The 18,821-nt window shown below is 66.6% G+C and carries 17 protein-coding genes and 1 pseudogene; 9 read left to right on the forward strand and 9 right to left on the reverse strand.

Annotated features, from left to right (window positions below):
- The first annotated feature begins 1 nt into the window (after nucleotide 1).
- The 3 genes from QRN53_RS03630 to QRN53_RS03640 are packed head-to-tail and all read left to right on the forward strand — an operon-like array spanning nucleotide 2 to nucleotide 4,005.
- Nucleotides 2-613: a potassium-transporting ATPase subunit C gene (locus tag QRN53_RS03630; protein ID WP_285242661.1), complete on the forward strand. Its 612-nt coding sequence runs from the start codon at nucleotides 2-4 to the stop codon at nucleotides 611-613.
- Nucleotides 614-643: 30 nt separating this feature from the next.
- On the forward strand, nucleotides 644-3,331 hold the full coding sequence (locus QRN53_RS03635) for a DUF4118 domain-containing protein (protein ID WP_285242662.1): 2,688 nt from the start codon (nucleotides 644-646) through the stop codon (nucleotides 3,329-3,331).
- Nucleotides 3,328-4,005, forward strand: a complete 678-nt coding sequence (locus QRN53_RS03640) for a response regulator (protein WP_285242761.1) — start codon at nucleotides 3,328-3,330, stop codon at nucleotides 4,003-4,005. Before QRN53_RS03635 ends, QRN53_RS03640 begins: the two co-directional genes overlap by 4 nt.
- A 53-nt stretch (nucleotides 4,006-4,058) precedes the next feature.
- On the opposite strand, the gene QRN53_RS03645 is transcribed toward QRN53_RS03640, so the two are convergent.
- Both QRN53_RS03645 and QRN53_RS03650 read right to left on the reverse strand, forming a co-directional pair.
- Nucleotides 4,059-4,466 (reverse strand): SRPBCC family protein, encoded by a 408-nt coding sequence (locus QRN53_RS03645; RefSeq protein WP_285242663.1) that lies wholly within the window; start codon nucleotides 4,464-4,466, stop codon nucleotides 4,059-4,061.
- On the reverse strand, nucleotides 4,463-4,777 hold the full coding sequence (locus QRN53_RS03650; RefSeq protein ID WP_285242664.1) for an ArsR/SmtB family transcription factor: 315 nt from the start codon (nucleotides 4,775-4,777) through the stop codon (nucleotides 4,463-4,465). The genes QRN53_RS03645 and QRN53_RS03650 overlap by 4 nt, the downstream gene beginning before the upstream one ends.
- A 139-nt stretch (nucleotides 4,778-4,916) precedes the next feature.
- Here QRN53_RS03650 and QRN53_RS03655 point away from each other — a divergent pair, with 139 nt between their 5' ends.
- Both QRN53_RS03655 and QRN53_RS03660 read left to right on the forward strand, forming a co-directional pair.
- Complete coding sequence (locus tag QRN53_RS03655; RefSeq protein ID WP_285242665.1) at nucleotides 4,917-5,945, forward strand: LysM peptidoglycan-binding domain-containing protein; 1,029 nt, start codon at nucleotides 4,917-4,919, stop codon at nucleotides 5,943-5,945.
- A gap of 107 nt (nucleotides 5,946-6,052) precedes the next feature.
- Nucleotides 6,053-6,784: an EAL domain-containing protein gene (locus QRN53_RS03660; protein WP_285242666.1), complete on the forward strand. Its 732-nt coding sequence runs from the start codon at nucleotides 6,053-6,055 to the stop codon at nucleotides 6,782-6,784.
- On the opposite strand, the gene QRN53_RS03665 is transcribed toward QRN53_RS03660, so the two are convergent.
- Nucleotides 6,781-7,086 carry a hypothetical protein gene (locus QRN53_RS03665; RefSeq protein ID WP_285242667.1) on the reverse strand — a complete coding sequence of 102 codons (306 nt, stop codon included), beginning with the start codon at nucleotides 7,084-7,086 and terminating at the stop codon, nucleotides 6,781-6,783. The genes QRN53_RS03660 and QRN53_RS03665 overlap by 4 nt on opposite strands.
- Before the next feature lie 47 nt (nucleotides 7,087-7,133).
- Here QRN53_RS03665 and QRN53_RS03670 point away from each other — a divergent pair, with 47 nt between their 5' ends.
- Complete coding sequence (locus QRN53_RS03670; RefSeq protein ID WP_285242668.1) at nucleotides 7,134-7,493, forward strand: VOC family protein; 360 nt, start codon at nucleotides 7,134-7,136, stop codon at nucleotides 7,491-7,493.
- Between the two features lie 352 nt (nucleotides 7,494-7,845).
- On the opposite strand, the gene QRN53_RS03675 is transcribed toward QRN53_RS03670, so the two are convergent.
- Complete coding sequence (locus tag QRN53_RS03675; protein WP_285242669.1) at nucleotides 7,846-8,757, reverse strand: patatin-like phospholipase family protein; 912 nt, start codon at nucleotides 8,755-8,757, stop codon at nucleotides 7,846-7,848.
- A 189-nt stretch (nucleotides 8,758-8,946) separates the two neighbouring features.
- On the opposite strand from QRN53_RS03675, the gene QRN53_RS03680 reads away from it, so the two are divergent.
- On the forward strand, nucleotides 8,947-9,420 hold the full coding sequence (locus QRN53_RS03680; RefSeq protein ID WP_285242670.1) for a GNAT family N-acetyltransferase: 474 nt from the start codon (nucleotides 8,947-8,949) through the stop codon (nucleotides 9,418-9,420).
- 76 nt (nucleotides 9,421-9,496) lie between these two features.
- On the opposite strand, the gene QRN53_RS03685 is transcribed toward QRN53_RS03680, so the two are convergent.
- From QRN53_RS03685 to QRN53_RS03695, 3 genes are all read right to left on the reverse strand, one after another.
- Nucleotides 9,497-10,537, reverse strand: a complete 1,041-nt coding sequence (locus tag QRN53_RS03685) for a metallophosphoesterase family protein (RefSeq protein ID WP_285242671.1) — start codon at nucleotides 10,535-10,537, stop codon at nucleotides 9,497-9,499.
- Between the two features lie 168 nt (nucleotides 10,538-10,705).
- Nucleotides 10,706-11,434, reverse strand: coding sequence for a hypothetical protein (locus tag QRN53_RS03690; protein ID WP_285242672.1), 729 nt, complete (start codon nucleotides 11,432-11,434; stop codon nucleotides 10,706-10,708).
- A gap of 351 nt (nucleotides 11,435-11,785) precedes the next feature.
- Nucleotides 11,786-13,258: an HNH endonuclease signature motif containing protein gene (locus QRN53_RS03695; protein WP_285242673.1), complete on the reverse strand. Its 1,473-nt coding sequence runs from the start codon at nucleotides 13,256-13,258 to the stop codon at nucleotides 11,786-11,788.
- Between the two features lie 22 nt (nucleotides 13,259-13,280).
- On the opposite strand from QRN53_RS03695, the pseudogene QRN53_RS03700 reads away from it, so the two are divergent.
- Together QRN53_RS03700 and QRN53_RS03705 are read left to right on the forward strand one after the other, a co-directional pair.
- A pseudogene (locus tag QRN53_RS03700) lies at nucleotides 13,281-13,480 on the forward strand (DUF3100 domain-containing protein); the annotation flags it as partial.
- 130 nt (nucleotides 13,481-13,610) lie between these two features.
- Complete coding sequence (locus tag QRN53_RS03705; RefSeq protein ID WP_285242674.1) at nucleotides 13,611-14,846, forward strand: NYN domain-containing protein; 1,236 nt, start codon at nucleotides 13,611-13,613, stop codon at nucleotides 14,844-14,846.
- A gap of 123 nt (nucleotides 14,847-14,969) precedes the next feature.
- On the opposite strand, the gene QRN53_RS03710 is transcribed toward QRN53_RS03705, so the two are convergent.
- Together QRN53_RS03710 and QRN53_RS03715 are read right to left on the reverse strand one after the other, a co-directional pair.
- Nucleotides 14,970-17,027 carry an ABC transporter ATP-binding protein gene (locus QRN53_RS03710; protein WP_285242675.1) on the reverse strand — a complete coding sequence of 686 codons (2,058 nt, stop codon included), beginning with the start codon at nucleotides 17,025-17,027 and terminating at the stop codon, nucleotides 14,970-14,972.
- Nucleotides 17,024-18,772 carry an ABC transporter ATP-binding protein gene (locus QRN53_RS03715; protein ID WP_285242676.1) on the reverse strand — a complete coding sequence of 583 codons (1,749 nt, stop codon included), beginning with the start codon at nucleotides 18,770-18,772 and terminating at the stop codon, nucleotides 17,024-17,026. Before QRN53_RS03715 ends, QRN53_RS03710 begins: the two co-directional genes overlap by 4 nt.
- Nucleotides 18,773-18,821: the final 49 nt, after the last annotated feature.

Here is an 18,821-nt window from a genome sequence, read left to right on the forward strand (position 1 = left end):
CATGAACGCGCTCACCGGTTATCTCCGACAGTCAGGAACGGCCATCCGTTTCCTGTTCCTCGCCACCCTGGTGCTTGGCCTTGCCTACCCGGCCGCCGTTTTCGGCATCGGGCAGCTGATTGCCCCGTACCAGGTCAACGGCTCCATCATCCGGGACAGTGCCGGCGCCCCGGCGGCGTCGGCACTGATCGCCCAGGTGAAGAACGACGGCGGCACGCAGGATCCCGCCTGGTTCCACGCACGTCCCTCCGCGGTGGGCTGGGACCCGGCATCGTCGTCGGCCTCCAACCTGGGCCCCAACGATCCCAAACTGACGGATGCGGTCAACGCCAACCGGGCCGCCGTGGCAGGGGCGGAGGGCGTGCAGCCGTCCGACGTTCCCGCGGACGCCGTCACCGCCAGCGCATCCGGGCTGGATCCCGGCATCTCCCCCGCCTACGCCCGTCTCCAGATTCCGCGTGTTGCCGCCGCCCACCAGCTGGCTCCCGACGTGGTCCAGGCACTGGTGGACAAGAACACCAGCAGCGGGCTCGAGGCGTTCCTGGGCCAGCCGACCGTCAACGTCACGGCCCTCAACCTGGACGTGGCAGCGGCCGGATCACCGCGGTCCTGAGCGTCGTGGTTGAAGTGGAAGAATAACGGCATGGCACGTGGAACGCTGCGGATCTTCCTCGGGGCGGCGCCCGGGGTCGGCAAGACCTACGAGATGCTGGAGGAAGCCCACCGGCTGGCCAACCGGGGCGAGGACGTGGTCATCGCGTTCGCCCTGGACCACGGCCGCGCCGAAACCCGCGCCCTGATGGCGGGCTTGGAAACCGTCCCGCCCCGGCGCCTCCCCTACCGCGGCACCGAGTTCGAGGAAATGGACCTCGATGGCGTCCTCCACCGTGCACCCGCCACCGCCGTGGTGGACGAATACGCCCACTCGAACGTCCCGGGAAGCCGGCACGCCAAACGCTGGGAGGACGTTGACGAGCTCCTTAACGCGGGCATCAATGTGCTGTCCACGGTCAACATCCAGCACCTCGCCTCGCTGGGGGACGTGGTGGGGACCATCACGGAGGTCCGGCAGGCCGAGACGGTACCCGACGAGGTGGTGCGCCGCGCAGACCAAATCCACCTGGTGGACATCTCCCCCGAGCTGCTGCGCCAGCGCCTGGGCGAGGGAAAGATCTACGCGCCGGACAAGGTGGACGCTGCCCTGGCCAATTATTTCCGGCTGGGTAACCTGACGGCGTTGCGGGAGCTGGCCTTGCTGTGGCTCGCGGACAGGGTTGATGAGGGCCTGGCCAGGTACCGGGCTGAAAACGACATCCATGCCACGTGGCCGGCACGGGAGCGGGTGGTCATCGGCCTGACCGGCGGCCCGGAGGGCGAGATCCTGATCCGGCGCGGGGCCAGGATCCTGAACCGGGTCAACGGCGGGGACCTGCTGGCAGTCCATGTCCGTGCGGCGGACGGGGTGGTCCACGAGTCCCCGCAGTCCCTGGAGGCGCAGCGCCGGCTGATCCAGGACCTGGGCGGCAGCTATCACATCGTGGCCGGCGAGGATCCGGCCGCGGCGCTGCTTGATTTTGCGCGCAGCGTCAACGCCACCCAGATCGTGGTGGGCATTTCCCGGCGGGGTAAGTTCGCCGGCACGCTGGGCGGGCTTCTGGGCGGTGGCATCGGCACGCGCGTTGTCCGGGATTCCGGAGACATCGACGTGCACATGGTGTCCCACCCACTGGGCGGCCGGGGTGCCGGCCCACGGCGCGAGCGGGACCTGGGCCGCATCCGCGTCACGGTGGGCTTCATCCTTGCCGCGATGCTGCCGGTGGTCCTGCAATTCCTGCTGGCACTGAACCCGGACCCCGGCGTTGCCACCGCAATCCTGGTGCAGTTGACCGGCTCGGTCACGGTAGCGCTGGTGGGCGGGCTGTGGCCGGCGGTGCTCGCGGCATTGTGGAGCAGCCTGCTGGTCAACTACTTCTCGACGCCGCCCGTGGGCACCCTGACTATCAGCGATCCCCAGAACTTCTTCTCCCTGCTGGTTTTCGTGGGGGTTTCCGCCGCTGTCGCCGTGGTGGTGGACCTCTCCGCGCGGCGCTCCAAGGAGGCCTCCCGCGCCCGGGCCGAGGCCACCACGCTTTCCGACCTCACCCGTGGAGCCGTCAAGTCCGAGGACAGCGTGAAGGATCTGCTCCGGCAGGCCCTGGACGTCTTCAGCGTGCGCGGAGCAGCTGTGTACAGCAGCGGCCCGGAGGGCAATGAGCGGACGACGGCGGGCTGGCGGCTGGTTGCCAGTGCCGGCGAGGTCCCGGGGCTGGCCGAGTCCGGAACCCGGGATTTTGGCAGCGCGGGTTCCGGCGGGGATGCCGGCACGGAAACGACGGAGAATATCGACCCGGCCACGCGGCTGGTGTTGTTCGGCCGTGCCCTTCCCGCCGGTGACCGGAGGCTGCTGGCGGCGTTCGGCGTGCACCTGGCTGCCCAGTTGGAGCGCCAGCAGTTGGCGGACAGCCGCCGTGAAGTGTTGCGCCTGGCGGAGGGCAACACCATGCGGACCTCCATCCTGCGGGCGGTGTCCCACGACCTGCGCACTCCGCTGGCAGGGATCAAGCTCTCGGTGGGGATGCTGCTGCAAAAGGACCGCCACTACGCCCCGGAGCAGGAGCACGAACTGTTGCAGGCCATCGACGAGTGTTCGGACCGGCTGGACCTGCTGGTGGGGAACCTGCTGGACATGTCCCGGCTCAGCTCCCCGGGGGCCGAGCCGCTCCTGCGCCCGTTGCGCTGGTCCGAGGTCATTCCTGCGGCCCTCCGTTCCGTCCCGGCGGGCCGGGTGCGGGTAGAACTGCCGCCCAACATGCCTGAGATCGAGGCGGACGCCGGGATGCTGGAGCGGGTGATCGCCAATGTGGTGGAGAATGCCGTCAAGTACGCGCCGGGTTCGGATATTGCCGTGGTGGGCAGTGCCGGCGGGCTTAGCAACACTACCCTGAAGGGGCAACCGGCCGGGGAGCTCAGCATCATCGACCACGGCCAAGGCGTCCCGGCAGAAAGAGTGGTGGAAATGTTCCGTCCGTTCCAGCGGCTGGATGACATTCCGCAGACCACCGGCGTGGGCTTGGGGCTGGCCGTGGCCAAGGGATTTACCGAGGCGATGGGCGGCACACTGACTGCGGAACAGACCCCGGGCGGAGGACTGACCATGGTGATACGGCTGCCGCTTTCCACCGGATTTCCAGACGACGGGCCGCATGGACAGGCACCGGTAGTGCCCCAGTCGTTCCTGGCCCGCCGGACCCACCAGGCTCCGCTTCAGGCGTGGAAGGCGGATCAGCAGTGACCGGCGTCCTGGTAGTGGACGACGATCCGCACCTGCTGCGGATCCTGAAGCTTGCCCTCGAAACCAGCGGCTACACGGTGGCCACTGCCGTGGACGGCAGGTCTGCCCTGTTGGCCGCCACCCAGAATCCGTTGGCCCTGGTGATCCTGGACCTTGGGCTGCCGGACATCGACGGCGTCACCGTGATCAAGGAACTGCGGGAATGGAGCCGTGTCCCGGTCCTGGTGCTCTCGGCCCGGCATACCTCGGAGGACAAGGTTGAAGCCCTGGATGCCGGCGCGGACGACTACCTGACCAAGCCGTTCGGACCGGATGAACTGCTGGCCCGGCTGCGGGCGCTGCTGCGCCGGTCCGCGGACCTGCAGGCACCGGAGCCGGTGGTGGTCACGGAGAACTTCACGGTGGACCTGGCCAAGCACCGGGTGAGCCGGGAGGGAGCGGATGTCCGGCTGACGCCCATTGAGTGGAAGATCCTGGAGATCCTGGTGCGGAACCCGGAAAAGTTGATCACCCACCGGCAGCTCTTGACCGATGTGTGGGGTCCGGCTTATGCCAAGGACTCAAACTACCTGCGCGTCTTTATGGCACAGCTGCGCCGAAAACTCGAGCCGGACACCGGAAACCCCCGCCACCTGCTGACCGAGGCGGGGATCGGCTACCGGTTCCAGCCCTGAACCGGAGCGGACTGCGGCGGGTGGGGACCGCCGTCGTCCGCTCACCCAAGACGTCACGAGACCTCGGCGAGCAGCCCGTCAATCCGAGCCAGCAGGCCTGGCCAGCCGTTCCCCATGCCTTCGATCGCGTGGCGGCCCATGGGGGTATCGAGACGGAAGCCGGCATGCTCGAAGTGGAGGATGGTGCCGCCGTCAACGGGTTCCAGGCGCCAGGTGATTGTGGTGTCCAGCTGGCCTTCGGCGAAGAGAAAGCTGATGGACGTGCCCGGGTCCACGGCGAGTACCTCGCACTGCTGCTGGCCCCAGGAGTCCATGTCCATGGTGAAGCGGTGGCCCACTACGGGTGCGATGTTGCCCGGCGCCCACCACCGTGCCAGCAGTTCGGGCATGGTGAGCGCGGCCCAGACCGCCCTGGCGGGATGCGGGAAGCGGCGTTCGAGCCGGATGGCGTTATCGGTCATGACGGTTTCTCCTTGTCCAGAAGGTCGGCCAGTGCATCCAGCCGCTGGTTCCAGTAGTGCTCAAAGTTCTTCACCCAGCCGCCGATCTCGGCGAGGGCGGCAGGCTGGAGGTGGTACACCCTGTTCCTGCCCTGGCGTTCTTCCCGGACCAGGCCTGCCTCGCGGAGGACTGCCAAGTGCTCGGATGCCGCCGGGCGGCTGAGGTCCAGCAGCCCCGTGAGTTCACCCGCCGTTCGGGGCCCTTGCCGGAGCTCGTCGAGGATGACGCGCCGCGCCGGGTTGGACACGGCGGCAAAAACATCAGGAAGCACGCGAAGAGTATATGTCGGACATTTCCGACATATCAATCGTGTTGCCGCCGCAGCTCCGTACCATCAACTAGGCTCTCCCCTGGGCCCGGAACCACGGATCTCAAGGCGTCCAGGCCCAACACACACAGGGGGAACATTCATGCGGGGAACCAGAACGTCATCCGGAGAATCCACCGGTACACCCCGCCGCTGGCACCCCGTCGCGCTGGCCGCCCTGCTGCCATTCGGCCTCGCAGCGTGCACGTCTCCGGCGTCCTCCACCGCGGCCGATTCCGCACCATCCACGCCCTCGGCCAGCGCCTCCCCCGGCGGCGAGACCATACGCGATTCGTTTGGTAACGCGGACTTCTACACCACCACAGCGGGCGACACCCTTGTTTCAGTGGCAACGGCACACAAGATCTCAGAGGGGAAGTTGCTGCAATTCAACGGTCTGCAGCCGGGTGCCGACCTTAGTCCCGGCACCCGACTCCGGCTGATTCCTGCCGAGCCCTTGCCGGGAGCAAACGGCCCGGCCAGCGTTGACGCAGCCGGCATTCCAACCAGCTACACGGTTGGGCCCGGCGACACCCTTGGTGGTATCACCTACCGGTTCAACCTCACTGAAGAACAACTGGCGGAGGCGAACAAGGTCCCTTTCGCCTATGAAAAGGGCGCCAACTACTTCATCCAGGCGGGAAAGGTGCTTCAACTGCAGAAGAACGCGGTGGACAGCAGGGCCGGCTCAGGAGAATCGGTCAACAACTCCTTTGGCCAAACGATCTACTACACCACGGTGGACGGGGATTCGTTCGACGCCCTTGGCTACAATTTCCGCTCCACCACGGCACAAATCCTGCTGTACAACCCGTCACTGCCAGCGGATCAGTCCCTCCCTGCGGGAACCCGGCTCCGGCTTATACCGGGCGAGCTGAAGATCGACGGCGCGCAGGGCACTTTCACCACCGATTCCCGGGGTATCCCGCAGACCTACACCACCGCGCCGGGCGACACCGAGCAGCAGGTGTCCTTCCGGTTCGGCGTGACTCAGCTCAGATCGGCCAACCGTCCCAGCCAAGGCACCGGCGGAGCCTGGTATGCCTTCTCGGACCTGCCTGCCGGGGAACTCGCTCCTGGCCAAACCATCAGCCTGGCCCTGGACAAGCCCATCAACAACCCGGAGCGCTGACGGCTACGTGCCCGGTTGTGCCCTACTCTTGAGTAACCATTGAGAGGACCCCCACTTTGGCATGCGACGGCTGCACCACATCTTCCCGGCTGGATTTCGACTTCAGCATGGCTTTCCAGCCGATCTATGACGCTGCGGCCGGTCGGGTGTGGGGGTATGAGGCGCTGGTCAGGGGCATGGCGGGCGAAGGTGCCTACGACGTCCTGGGGAGGGTCTTGCCGGAGCAGAAGTACCGCTTCGACCAGGATTGCCGCGTCAAGGCGATTGAACTGGCGGCACGCCTGTTTCCGGCCGGCATGGACCTGATGCTGTCCATCAATTTCATGCCGAACGCGGTCTACGAACCGGCCGCTTGCCTCCGCGCCACGCTGCTTGCGGCCGGGCGGGCCAATTTCCCGTTGTCCTCGATCATGTTCGAGTTCACGGAGAACGAAGAAGTCACGGACACGGCCCACCTGACCAACATCATCACCGAATACCGCAAGCACGGTTTCACCACGGCGATCGACGATTTCGGGGCCGGCCATGCAGGGCTGGGGCTCCTGGTCGACTTCCAGCCGGACCTGATCAAGATAGACATGAAGCTCATCCGCGGCATCGACGCCAGCCCCGCGCGGCAGGCAGTGGTGGCCGGCATCGTGGCCATTGCCAGTAACCTCAACATCTCCGTCCTCGCCGAAGGCATCGAAACGGAGGCGGAATACCTGGTCCTGCGGGCAACCGGCGTCCGCCTGTTCCAAGGCTATTGGTTCGCCAAACCGGCGTTCGAGCAACTTCCCGCTGTCCGTATCCCGGTTGCCACCGCGGACAAGCAGGGCCTCGCGGCTTTCCCCGGTTAGCGGGGCCCTGAACCGTTCCGCCGGCCGGCCACCAGTCCGGCCCAGAATGCGAGTACCAGCAGGCCAACCATTGCGAGCGCCAGGCCCGCCTGGGTGCCTTGCGTAATGAACGCAGCGCCGTTGGCGGTGAAAGGCTGGCTGCTCAACGCCGCGTAGGCAAACCAGCCGGTGAAGTCGCGGTTCAGGTACGCGACCAGGCAGCCGGCCAGCACTGCTGCTAGGCCCAGGAAAGGCACGACGGCGGCAGGCACTTTGGCACGTTTGGACGGTTGGTTTTCCCCAGGTGTGGTGTTTTCCCCCATGCAGGCGAGTCTAGCCGGGCGGCACCGGCCCGGTTTAGGCTGGGCGGATGCTGACCATCGGCACCATCGTCCTCGGCGTCAACGACGTTGCCGCCGCCACCACGTTCTGGCACGGCGCCCTCGGCTATGTCCCCCGCGAACCCGGCAACGAAACCTGGGTGACCCTTGCCCCGCCGTCGGGCCCCGGCGCGCACCTGTCCCTCATGCTGAGCGAAACCCGGGTCCAGGCCTACCCGCGGATCCACCTTGACCTGTACGCGGACGATCAGTCGGCGGAGGTGGAACGCCTGGTCTCCCTTGGCGCCAAACGCGTGGACTGGGACCTGTACCCGGAGGACCCGGATTTCGTGGTGCTGGAGGACCCGGACGGTAACCGGTTCTGCGTCATCGACAAGGGCCCGGCGTAGCTCCGGCCGCTGCCAGGCATAGCGCAGGCGGCCCGACAGGCTAGGAGTTCCTGGCAGGGCCGCCCGGCAGCACGGTCAGCGGTGGTTCTTCCGCTGCTTTATGACGTGGAGTTCGCTGCTTTCGGTTTTCGCCCTCTTGTCGGCCCGCTTTTCAAGGATCGACTTGCCGACCTTCTTGGCGGCTCCACCTTTTGATTTTCCAGACACTGGGACCACGCCTCTCTGTTGCGTTAACGGCCACCCTACGCTCTTTTACCCTTTTAGCCAGCCCCCTGTAATGCCCTGTGCGCTGCCCCTGTTCCGTGCCGACGACGGCGGGTTCCCGGCCGCCGTCGGCACCTCCCGGAGGGCTTCAGTTCCAGAAGCCCGCAAGCCGCCCGGCAAGGGACTTGCCCTGGGTGTAGCCGGTCCGGGCGGCTGCCGGGCGCAGCGACAGATCCATGGCGTTGGCCCCGAACATGTGCTCAGAGCCGGTGTCCGGGATGAGGGTTTCCACCACGCTGCCGCCGGCCCGCAGCTCGTTGACCTGCGCTGCGAGCTGCATGTCCCACTCCAGCGGCATCCGTGTCCTGCCGCCGAAGGGTGACAGGACCAGGACCCGCCCGCACCCGGCAGCCAAGTCGGCGTTCTCGTTGCGCCGGTAGCCGCCGTCGATATAGCGGTTGCTTCCGATTCCGTAGGCGAACCCGCTGGCGCAGCTGGCGGCGACGGCGTCCACCAGGTCCACGCCGCTGTGCCGGCTGAACACCACGGGCTCGCCGGTACCGGCATCCACCGCGGTGATCAGCAGCTCATGTTGCGGCCAGTCCGCTGCCGGCAGCCGGGCGGCGACGGTGGCGCGCCACCGCTCCGAGGCATCAAAGCCGTCCGCAAGGTCCAGGGCCGCAGCCCCCATCCTGCGGCGCATGTCGGCTGCATCCTTTGCCGCGGCAATGATCCTGCCGGTCCGTTCCAGCTGGTCAGAGACGGGCCGGACGGCAGCTTGTCCATTTGCCGTGCCGCGTTGCGGCGGAAGGGGTGAATCGAGGATGGCGGCATAGAGTCCGGCGGGCGTGGCGCCGGATATCTGGGCAGCTGCCGTGGAACCGGCGGACGTTCCGATCACCCGGCCCGCCCGGGTGACGTCCACCCCGGCATCGGCGAGGCCTGCGAGGACGCCGATCAGCCAGGCGTTGCCTGTTGATCCGCCGCCACCGAGGACCAGTGCCCGGCCGGGAGGCTCAGCCTGGGAGGCATATTGATTGGAGGAAGGTGTTGTGTTCATGGGAGTCGCCTTTCGCGAATTGCCTGTTCGGCGCTCCCGGTGGCGGCTGGTTCAGCCGCGCGATCGTGTACTGCGGGGAGCACCCATTGCGGATACTGCATTCATGGGTCTCACCTCCTGCTGACGGATCACGATCACCGGAATGTTCGCACACTTCCCAGGCGGCAGGCAACAGGTAAGTTTGAGGCGATGATTTCCATAGACCGGGACAGCCCCACGCGCGAGGACGTCCGCCGGCTCCTCGACGAACACCTGGCTGACATGTTCGCCACCTCGCCGGCCGAAAGCGTCCACGCCTTGGACCACTCTGCACTGTCCGCGCCGTCCATCACCTTCTGGACAGCCCGCGAGGAGGGTGTCCTGTTGGGCTGTGGGGCACTCAAAATCCTGGATTCCGCACCCGGAACACCCCTGCAGGGAGAGATCAAGTCCATGCGCACCACGGCGACGGCGCGGGGACGCGGGGTGGCCGCCCTCATGCTCGGGCACATCCTCGACGACGCACGGGCCCGAAATATGGAACGCGTCTGCCTGGAGACCGGAACCGAGGACTATTTCGCCCCTGCGCGGCGGCTCTATGCCCGCCACGGTTTCACCGAATGCGCACCGTTTGCCGGCTACGTGCTGGATCCCAACAGCGTCTTCATGGAGCTCAGGCTGTAGGGGCTGCGCTGCCGCGCACACAAGGAAGCGGACGACGACGGGTGGGCCCCCGGCGTCGTCCGCTTTCCTTTAGGTGCTACTCGCTGTAAGGGACCTTCTCCCAGCTCAGGACGTTGGCGCCCTTGGTGCTGTTGCCCGAGACAGTGACGCGGAGGTAGTCGACCGCGTTGTTGGCGCCGTCCACGGTGATGCGCTGCAGGTTGCTGGTGCCTGCCGTGCCGTAGACGCCAAGCCAGGGCGAACCGGCGGCGAGCGGGTTGTTGTTGGCGAAGACGTGGCTGTCGCCGTTGACCAGGTAGACCGGAGCGTCGAAGTGGTTCGTTTCGTCCACGATCGCCTGCACGATCTCCCGGAAGCCGGACATGGTGTTGGGATCGGCGGTCGCGTCGGCGAGCAGCGCTGGATCAAACATGTCCGCCTGCTGCATGAGCACCACGGCGCGGTCATTATTGCGCTTGGCATCGGCGAAGGTCTGGTGGATCTGGGCCAGGACGGCATCCGTGCGGTGTTCCACCTCGGCGAACTGCTCCGGCGTGGGAGCAGTCTTGCCCAAACCGGTCCACGGCAGGAGCGAGTTGTTGCTGCCCTGGACGTTCAGGACGGAGAAGGCCACCCGGTTCTTGGTGAAGCGGACGTCCTCGGGCAGCCCCAGGTTTTCCTGGCTCTTGACGGGCATGGTGGCGCCGAGCGTCTTGCCGGGTTCGTTGAAGAACACCTCCCTGATCTTGTCCAGGCGTTCCAGGGGGTTGTAGGCGCCGTTGTTGGTCCGGTGGCAGTCCACCCATTCGTTGTCGCCGGGGGTGTACACCAGCGGGTGGGTGAAGGTGTCGAACTGGGACCGGATGTAGGAGAAGTACTCGTTGGAGCAGACGGACGAGCCGTTCTTGATATCACCCACGTGTGCTACAAACTTCAGGCCCTGATCGGCGTTGAGGTCCTGGATGTGCGACGGGAACTTGGCGATCTCTGCGGCGCCGTAGGGAATGTCGCCAATGACCCCGAAGGTGAAGGCCTGGTTGCTGTCAGTCGTGGTGTCGGCTGCCTGGGCTGGAGCTGCGGCGGCTCCGGCAAGGGTGGCGAGGACGGCAAGCGTGGCGAGGGTGGATCTTACGAACACAAGAAGCTCCTTGGACGGTGGGCCTTCCGCCCTGCGTATCGCGAGCCGCCGGGCAGGGGGTGCCTGCCCAGACTGCGGGATCCGGGCCAACGGTGGAGGACTTCCCGGTAGCCCCTTGGTGAACGCGAAAGGACGGGGAGAGGGACGGAACGGCCCACCCTCGACCGCCTACTTTCCAGCAGGCACCCCCGCGCGTACTGTCCGGTCCTGTGCCTGCTTGGGCCGCCGTCGTTTCCTCCGCCGTCGCTGGCCGCGGACCACGAAGGGAGGGCGGGGCGCACCGAGCCGGGCGCCGGTCCAGTACCGTCCGCCGATCAGGATGCCGGCAAGGACACCGAAAAGCCACGAATGCGGAAGGGCGATCTGGTCTGTAGCTCCGCCGATGAAGCCAAACACAAAGAAGCCAACGGGTATGCCCAGGAGCAGCCAGCCCCTGACCTGGACGGGCGGCGGAAAGCGGAAGAGGGCCCACCCGGCAGCGATTGAGCCCGCAAACACGGCAACGGCAGCGGCTGTCGGCGAAAGCAGCATCACTTGCGCTGCACCGAAACCCAGCAGCAGGAGCGCACAAAGTCCGTTGATGATGGCCAGCCGGCGGCCGCCGCTGAAACTTCCATCAGCTTCAGGGGCGCGGCGCTGGGGCTGCCTGAATTCCGATCCGGCACTCGTTCCGGACCACGTGTGACCACCAGCAATGCCGCCGATCAAGAAGCCTATGAACCACGGGCCTGCCGCCGGAATGGGCAATCTGCCGGCGACGTCGAGCGAGATCAGCGCGTAAAAGATTGGGAGGTGTGCCCAGCCCATCACGGTAAATGCGCGGGCCGACAGTGAGACCACGCGATACAACAGTGCCCCGTAGGCCACCGCCGCGATCAGGAATGGTGCTGCCTCCACGACTCTGCCTCGGGTCAGCCATGCGAAGACCCCCAGCATTAGTGCGATCACGGCTCCGTAGAAAAGCCGCCCGCCTGTCGCGTCAAACCTCTTCAAAATATCCTTTGCCCCCATGGGTCAAGGCTAAGTGACCGCACGGCCGGGCATTCCCTGCTCCTTACTCATGGCCCGGTTGCAGGGGCCCTCGGGACCCACGGTCAAAACAGCGCGGCGTGACTCCCGTGCGTCGCCGCGTGGCTCCCGCGCGTCACTGCGTGGCTCCCGTGGGTCGCTGTGGCTCCCGTGCGTCGCTGCGTTGCTCCCGTGCATACTGGCGTGACTCCCGTGCGCCGCTGCCGTGCGTACTGGGAACTAGGCAGCGAGATACTCGGCAAGCGCACGCTCCAGAATGCTGAATTCACCGGTAGTGCGGTCCGGTGGCACGAGCGATACCCCTGGCCCGATTCCCGGCGGCCACTGCGGCCTCTGCCAGTCCGGTTCTTCGGCCGGGTAATGGCGCCCGGTGGGAGAAGTCCACCCGGGAGGTTCGTCCATGGTTGCCGGGTCAGGTCTCCAAAGGGATCGGTGCTTGAGCCGGTGGTGTTTGGGGCACACGTGTCCCAAGTTGCTGACTCCGGTATTTCCCCCGTGGTGCCAGGCGGTGAGGTGGTCGTTTTCATTGTCCTGCGTGTGGTTGCTGCACCCCGGGAAGGTGCAGGTGGCGTCGCGCATCTTCAACCACCGCTTCATGGGTTCCGTGAGCCGGTAGCTGGTGCGGCTGATCTCGAGCGGCGCGCCGTCCCGCGGGTCCACCAGCACGCGGTAGAACGAGCCGGAGCCTTCAGCGACCAGCCTGCGTGCCATCGACGCCGGGATGGGGCCGTAATTATCGAGTTCGGCGGGCTGATCCGTGGCGCCGAGGAGCGCCAGGACAGGAACCGTGACCAGCACGTCCGCCTTGGCGTACGGCGCGGCTCCGGCGCGCTGCCCCGACGTGCCCAGCAGCAGCCCGGCGGCTACATCCGCCCTGAGCTGGGTAAGGGTCCGCGGCTCGTCCGGTCCCTGCAGTCCACGGGCCAGCGCCGAGGCCTTGTTCCAGACCGCGCATGCCGTGTCCGCAGGCATGTACAGCGAGATCCACGCCATGCCGTTGCGGTCCGGCGAGTACTCCACCCGCCGGTCCTGGACCGACTTCTCATGCCTGGCCTCAAGGGATTCGGGGTGGTGGCGCTCCCGCCAGGCACGGACCTTCCGCCGGAAGCGGGCCGGTGCCAGCTCACCCGCCGCGGCGCCCCTGGCCGCGTCCGGCGCCTCCGGATCCAGGAAGTGAGCCTCCAGCGCAGCGGCAGCCGCATGGTCGAGGCCCGTGGTTTCATCGACAATGATCCTGGCGTGCTGCCACGAGATCTTCCCTGCCTGCAACGCATCAAGGGCAGCCGGCAGGCAAGTGGTCAGGGCGTGGGCCTCCCCGAGCAACGCTGCAGCGGCCCGTTCCCCGACGGTCAGCACACACGCGATTTCAGCCACTAGGCTCATTTCTCGCGCCGACGACTCATAGGCACTTTCCGCCGGCCCTTCCAGCGCGGTTGCCGCCTCCGAATACTCGGACAGCAGCCGCACTTTGAGGGCCGCAGTGGCGGCTTCGATCCGGGCCACTGCGCTCAAGCCGCTCAGGCAGGATTCCGCAAGTTCACCCAGCGGATCCTGGCCCTCGGCACCACCGGCGTCCGGAGCATGAAAACGGCCAAGCTCACCGGCCATCTCCTCCACCAGCCCGGCCAGGGACGTGGCGGCAGCGGCCAGCCCGGCCCTGCTTCCCGTCTCCAAAGCCGCTCTGATATCCATAACCAAAGCTTCCCAGGAGGGTCTGACAGTTGAGATCAAGACCGTGCATTTCCTCTCCATCGCCACCGTGATGCTGACGCTGGTCGCCCTGTTCCGGCCAAGGACATCCCGCTGCTGAAAAACATCGGCTGGAAGATCATCCCGGTGGGGCTGGTTGCCATCACGGCCTCGTTCCTGCTGGCCACGGTCATTGCGGAGTTCGCGCTGGGGTTGTGGCACTGAGGTAGGTTGCGGGCCTCCTTGTTGGGTGGCTTGGGCGGAGCGGACGACGGCGGGTGGGCACCCGGCGTCATCCGTGTCTTTCTGTGCGAAGAAGCTAGTTGCTGCCGGACGTTGCTGGCACACTGGGCCAATGAATGAGGCGCTTCCACCCACACGGCGGCCCGGCATCCGCTCGGCCATGTTCGTGGACTTCGACAACGTTTTCACCGGCCTGCAGGCCATCGACCCGCTGGCGGCCAAGCGCTTCGCAGAGGATCCCAAGCACTGGGCGGATGCCCTGTCCGCCGGTGGTTCCGGTGAGGGGACCCGGCGCTTCCTGATCCGCAACTGCTACCTGAACCCGATGGTGTATTCGAAATACCGCCCGTACTGGACGCGTGCCGGGTTCCGGGTGATCGACTGCCCGTCGCTGACGCAGCGTGGAAAGAGCAGCACGGACATCAACTTGGTGCTGGATGCCATGGATGCCCTGTCCGGAAGCGTGGGCATCGAGGAGTTCTTTATCGCCTCAGCGGACGCGGACTTTACTTCGCTGATTCAGCGGTTCCGGGCCGCGGACCGGATGACCACCGTCATCGCCGCCGGGGCTGTGGCCTTCGCCTATCGAGAGATGGCGGACCATGTAGTGGAATCCCACGACTTCGTTTCCATTCTGACCGGTTCCACTTCCGAGCCGGTGCGCGCCCTGGCGCCCGCGAACCAGCGCGAGGTTGCCGGCCCCGCCAAAGCGAAAACCAAGACCGTTCCGCCGGGGGTCCGCGAGGTGCTGGAGTTTGTCCGCACCGCACCGGGGCCTGTGGTGGGAGCGATGGTGGCGCACCGGGCCCTCGCTGCGGACCCGTCCCTCAAGACGGACTGGGGCGGCTACGGGAAGTTCGGAACGTGGGTCTCGCAGATCGGCAACGACCTGGAGTACTCGGCACTGCAGGGTGGCTGGGTATGGGATGCCAAGCGGTTTTCCAGCGAGGATCTCCCGGCTCCGGTCGAAACCCAGCCGGGAGTTGAAGAGCAGGTTGCCCGGGTCACGGACATACCGGCGCTCTCAGCAGCCCAGTTCCGGCAGATCTTCCAGGCCATGGCGGCGCGGCTGCGGGAGCATCCAGCCAATCGAACCGAGCTGTCGCGCCAAGTCCGTGACGACTGTGTCAGCGCGGGCGAGCCGGTGTCCAGGAACGCGGTGAGCTTTGTGCTGCAAGGGCTCGGGTACGCCAACTTCCAGCTCACCGACGAGGCCACGGCGTCAGAACTGGCGGCGGCCTGGACACGCTACGTGGAGGAACTGTGCCGGGTTGCCCTGCTGGAGTTCGACGCCGGTGAACAGCTGGCGGTGCGGCGCTGGGCCAGTGGCGGGCTGCTGGACCAGTAGCAGCGGGACCTTCGGCAGGTGGCAGCGGTCCCTCAGGTGGTGGGACGGCGTGGTACCGCAGCGGCCGCCCACTGGGCGTCGCTGATCCCAAACCCTTGCGACTCAAGTGTGAGGACGCCTTTGTCAAACCTCCGCCACCGGCGCCGCGAACTGGGCCTCGTACAACCGCGCGTACGCCCCGCCCGCGGCCAGCAGTGAAGCGTGGTTCCCCTGCTCCACGATCTGCCCGGCCTCCATCACCAGGATGAGGTCGGCGTCGCGGATCGTGGACAGGCGGTGCGCGATCACAAAGGACGTCCGGTCGGACCGCAAAGCACTCATGGCCTTCTGCACCAGCACCTCCGTCCGGGTGTCCACCGAGGACGTCGCCTCGTCCAGGATCAACACCGACGGCGACGCCAGGAACGCCCGGGCAATGGTCAGCAGCTGCTTCTCGCCCGCGGACACGTTCGCGCCCTCGTCATCCAGCACCGTGTCGTACCCCTCCGGCAGCGAGTGCACGAACCGGTCCACATAGGTTGCCCGGGCCGCCTCCAGCACCTCATCTGAAGAAGCACTGGGCCGCCCGTACGCGATGTTGTCCCGAATGGTCCCGCCGAACAGCCACGTATCCTGGAGCACCATCCCCATCCGCGAGCGCAGATCGTCCCGGGTCATGGTGGTGATGTCCACGCCATCCAGCGTGATCCGCCCGGCGTCCAACTCGTAGAACCGCATCATCAGGTTCACCAGCGTCGTCTTGCCCGCACCGGTCGGCCCCACAATGGCCACCGTCTGCCCCGGCTCCGCCACCAGGGACAACCCGGAAATCAGCGGCTTGTCCGGCGAGTAGGAGAAGGACACCTCCTCAAACACCAGCCGCCCCCGGGCAGCACCGTCCGGACTTTGCAGTGAAGCACCCACGGGATCCGCGGACTGCTCGTCCGTATCCAGCAACTCAAAGACCCGCTCCGCCGAGGCCACGCCAGACTGCAACAGGTTCGCCATGGACCCCAGCTGCGCCAGCGGCTGCGTGAACTGCCGCGAGTACTGAATGAACGCCTGCACATCCCCCAGCTGCATCGCCCCGGACGCCACCTGCAGGCCGCCCACCACGGCGATCCCCACGTACACCAGGTTCCCGATAAACGTCATGGCCGGCATGATCAGCCCGGAAATGAACTGCGCCCCGAAGCTCGCCTCATACAACTCGGCGTTCTTCTGCCGGAACCGCTCCCCCACCTCGCGCTGCCGGCCGAACACCTTCACCAGCGCATGCCCGGTGTAGGTTTCCTCGATCTGCCCGTTCAGCTCGCCCGTGTTCTTCCACTGCTGCACGAACATCTTCTGCGAGCGCTTGGCAATCACCGCGGTAATGCCGAGGGTCAGCGGGATGGTCACCAACGCGATCAGCGCCAGCGTGGGCGAGAGGATGAACATCATCACCAGCACGCCCACCACGGACAGCACCGATGTCACCGCCTGGCTGATGGACTGCTGCAGGCTCTGCGAAATGTTGTCCACATCGTTCGTTACCCGGCTCAGCAGCTCACCGCGCTGGATCGAGTCGAAATACCGCAGCGGCAGCCGGTTGATCTTCGCCTCGATCTGCTCCCGCAGCCCGAACACCGTCCGCTGCACCACGCCGTTGAGCACATACGCCTGTCCCCACATGAACGCCGACGCCAGCACATACAGCACCAGCGCCCACGTCAGCACGCTCCCCAGCGCCGCGAAGTCGATCCCCGCGCCGGGCGTCAGCGTCATGGCGCTGAGCATGTCCGCCTTCTGGTTCTCCCCCGCCGTCCGCAGCTGCGCAATGAGCTGGGCCTGCGTTACGCCCGGCGGCAGCTGCTTGGACACCACGCCGGAGAAGATCAGGTTGGTGCCCTCACCCAGCAGCCGCGGCCCAATCACCTGCAGCACCACGCCCGCCACCGCCATGAACAGCACCAGCACCAGCCACAGCCGTTCCGGCCGCAGCGTGGCCAGCAGCCGCTTGGCGGAGCCGCTGAAATTCATCGCCTTCTCCGCCGGCACATTCATCCCGGCGAACGGTCCACCCCGTCCGGGGCCGCCCGCCGGACGCGGGATGCGTACGACGGCGTCCTGGCCGCCTTTGCCGCCACCTGCGGTTCCAGCGGGCGCACCTGCGCCCGGGCCGGCTCCGGCGGGGCGGGTTCCTGCGCGGTGCGTGCTCATACCGTTTCCTCCGCTGCCAGCTGGGACGAGACAATCTCGCGGTACGTCTCCGATGTCTCCAGCAACCCGTGGTGCGTGCCGTGCGCAACGATCCTGCCGTCGTCGAGCACCAAAATCTGGTCCGCCTCCACAATGCTGGACACGCGCTGGGCGATGATCACCATGGTGGCCCCGGCTGTGCTGCTCTTGAGTGCCTGGCGCAGCCGGGCGTCCGTGCCGGTGTCCAGCGACGAGAACGAATCGTCAAAGATGTAGAGCTCGGGCCGCTTTACCAAGGCCCGGGCTATGGCCAGCCGCTGCCGCTGCCCGCCGGAGACGTTGGTGCCGCCCTGGGAGATGGGCGCGTCCAGGCCCTCCTCCATCTGCTCCACGAAATCCTTGGCCTGGGCGATCTCCAGCGCGGTCCACAGCTCATCCTCTGTGGCGTCCGGGTTGCCGTACAGCAGGTTGCTGCGTACCGTCCCGGAGAACAGGTAGGGCTTCTGCGGCACCAGGCCGATGTGCCCCCACAGCAGGTCCGGGTCCAGGTCCCTGACATCCACGCCGTCCATCAGCACCGCCCCGGAGGTGACGTCGAAGAGCCGCGGCATCAGGTTCACCAGCGTGGTCTTGCCCGAGCCCGTGCTGCCGATGATTGCCGTCACCTCGCCGGCGCGGGCGGTGAAACTGATCCCGGACAGGACGGGCTGGTCGGCACCCGGGTAGGCGAATCCGACGTCGCGCATTTCCAGCTCGCCGCGCCGCGGCTTGCCGGCGAACGCCGCGCCGGTGACCGGGTTCTCCGGCGGCAGCACGCTGGACCTGGTGCCCAGCACCTCACCGATGCGGTCCGCGGACACCGACGCGCGCGGGATCATCACCGCCATGAACGTGGCCATCATGACGGACATCAGGATCTGCATCAGGTAGCTCAGGAACGCGATCAGCGTGCCCACCTGCATGGACCCGTCCTCGATCCGGAACGAACCGAACCAGATCACCGCCACGCTGGAAATGTTCAGGACCAGCATCACCGTGGGAAACATGAGCGCCATCAAACGGCCGGCGCGCAAGGCAACCTCCGTGACGTCCCTGTTGGCGCCGGCGAACCGCTCAGTCTCCATGTCCTCGCGCACGAACGCCCGCACCACCCGGATGCCGGTGAGCTGCTCGCGCAGCACCCGGTTCACGGTGTCGATCCGGGCCTGCATCTTGCGGAACAGCGGCACCATCCGGGTGACAATGAGCCCGACGGCGATCAGCAGCACCGGGACACACACGGCAATGAGCCAGGACAGCTGGGCGTCCTGCCGGATGGCCATGATCACCCCGCCAATGCTGAGCATGGGCGCGGCCACCATCAGCGTGGCGGACATCAGCACCAGTTGCTGGACCTGCTGGACATCGTTGGTGGAGCGGGTGATGAGGCTGGGGGCCCCGAACCTGGTGACCTCCTGCTCGGAGAACTCCCCCACCCGCTCGAAGATGGCGCCGCGCAGGTCCCGACCAAGCCCCATCGCCGCCTTGGCGCCGAAGTACACCGCGATGACGGCACACACGATCTGGGCCAGCGTGATCAGCAGCATGAAGCTGCCGGTGGACAGGATGTACCCGGTATCGCCCCGGGCCACGCCCTGGTCAATGATGTCCGCGTTCAGCGTTGGCAGGTACAGCGACGCGATGGACTGCGCCAGCTGGAAAACCACGACGGCGGCCAGCAGCGGCCGGTGCGGCCTGAGGTATTCAACGAGTAGCTTCCAGAGCATGCGCGGCTCCAACCTGACGGTGTGTCCACAAACGTGGTGCGAAGGTCAG

Source organism: Pseudarthrobacter sp. fls2-241-R2A-127, assembly GCF_030209355.1.
Classification (GTDB): domain Bacteria; phylum Actinomycetota; class Actinomycetes; order Actinomycetales; family Micrococcaceae; genus Arthrobacter.

What these genes read in the sequence shown, in the direction of transcription:
- QRN53_RS03705 (WP_285242674.1), top strand. Translation starts at nt 13,611, where the DNA reads ATGAATGAGGCGCTTCCACCCACACGGCGGCCCGGCATCCGCTCGGCC.
- QRN53_RS03660 (WP_285242666.1), top strand. Translation starts at nt 6,053, where the DNA reads ATGGCTTTCCAGCCGATCTATGACGCTGCGGCCGGTCGGGTGTGGGGG.
- QRN53_RS03635 (WP_285242662.1), top strand. Translation starts at nt 644, where the DNA reads ATGGCACGTGGAACGCTGCGGATCTTCCTCGGGGCGGCGCCCGGGGTC.
- QRN53_RS03680 (WP_285242670.1), top strand. Translation starts at nt 8,947, where the DNA reads ATGATTTCCATAGACCGGGACAGCCCCACGCGCGAGGACGTCCGCCGG.
- QRN53_RS03715 (WP_285242676.1), bottom strand. Translation starts at nt 18,772, where the DNA reads ATGCTCTGGAAGCTACTCGTTGAATACCTCAGGCCGCACCGGCCGCTG.
- QRN53_RS03670 (WP_285242668.1), top strand. Translation starts at nt 7,134, where the DNA reads ATGCTGACCATCGGCACCATCGTCCTCGGCGTCAACGACGTTGCCGCC.
- QRN53_RS03665 (WP_285242667.1), bottom strand. Translation starts at nt 7,086, where the DNA reads ATGGGGGAAAACACCACACCTGGGGAAAACCAACCGTCCAAACGTGCC.
- QRN53_RS03695 (WP_285242673.1), bottom strand. Translation starts at nt 13,258, where the DNA reads ATGGATATCAGAGCGGCTTTGGAGACGGGAAGCAGGGCCGGGCTGGCC.
- QRN53_RS03630 (WP_285242661.1), top strand. Translation starts at nt 2, where the DNA reads ATGAACGCGCTCACCGGTTATCTCCGACAGTCAGGAACGGCCATCCGT.
- QRN53_RS03710 (WP_285242675.1), bottom strand. Translation starts at nt 17,027, where the DNA reads ATGAGCACGCACCGCGCAGGAACCCGCCCCGCCGGAGCCGGCCCGGGC.
- QRN53_RS03655 (WP_285242665.1), top strand. Translation starts at nt 4,917, where the DNA reads ATGCGGGGAACCAGAACGTCATCCGGAGAATCCACCGGTACACCCCGC.
- QRN53_RS03675 (WP_285242669.1), bottom strand. Translation starts at nt 8,757, where the DNA reads ATGAACACAACACCTTCCTCCAATCAATATGCCTCCCAGGCTGAGCCT.
- QRN53_RS03645 (WP_285242663.1), bottom strand. Translation starts at nt 4,466, where the DNA reads ATGACCGATAACGCCATCCGGCTCGAACGCCGCTTCCCGCATCCCGCC.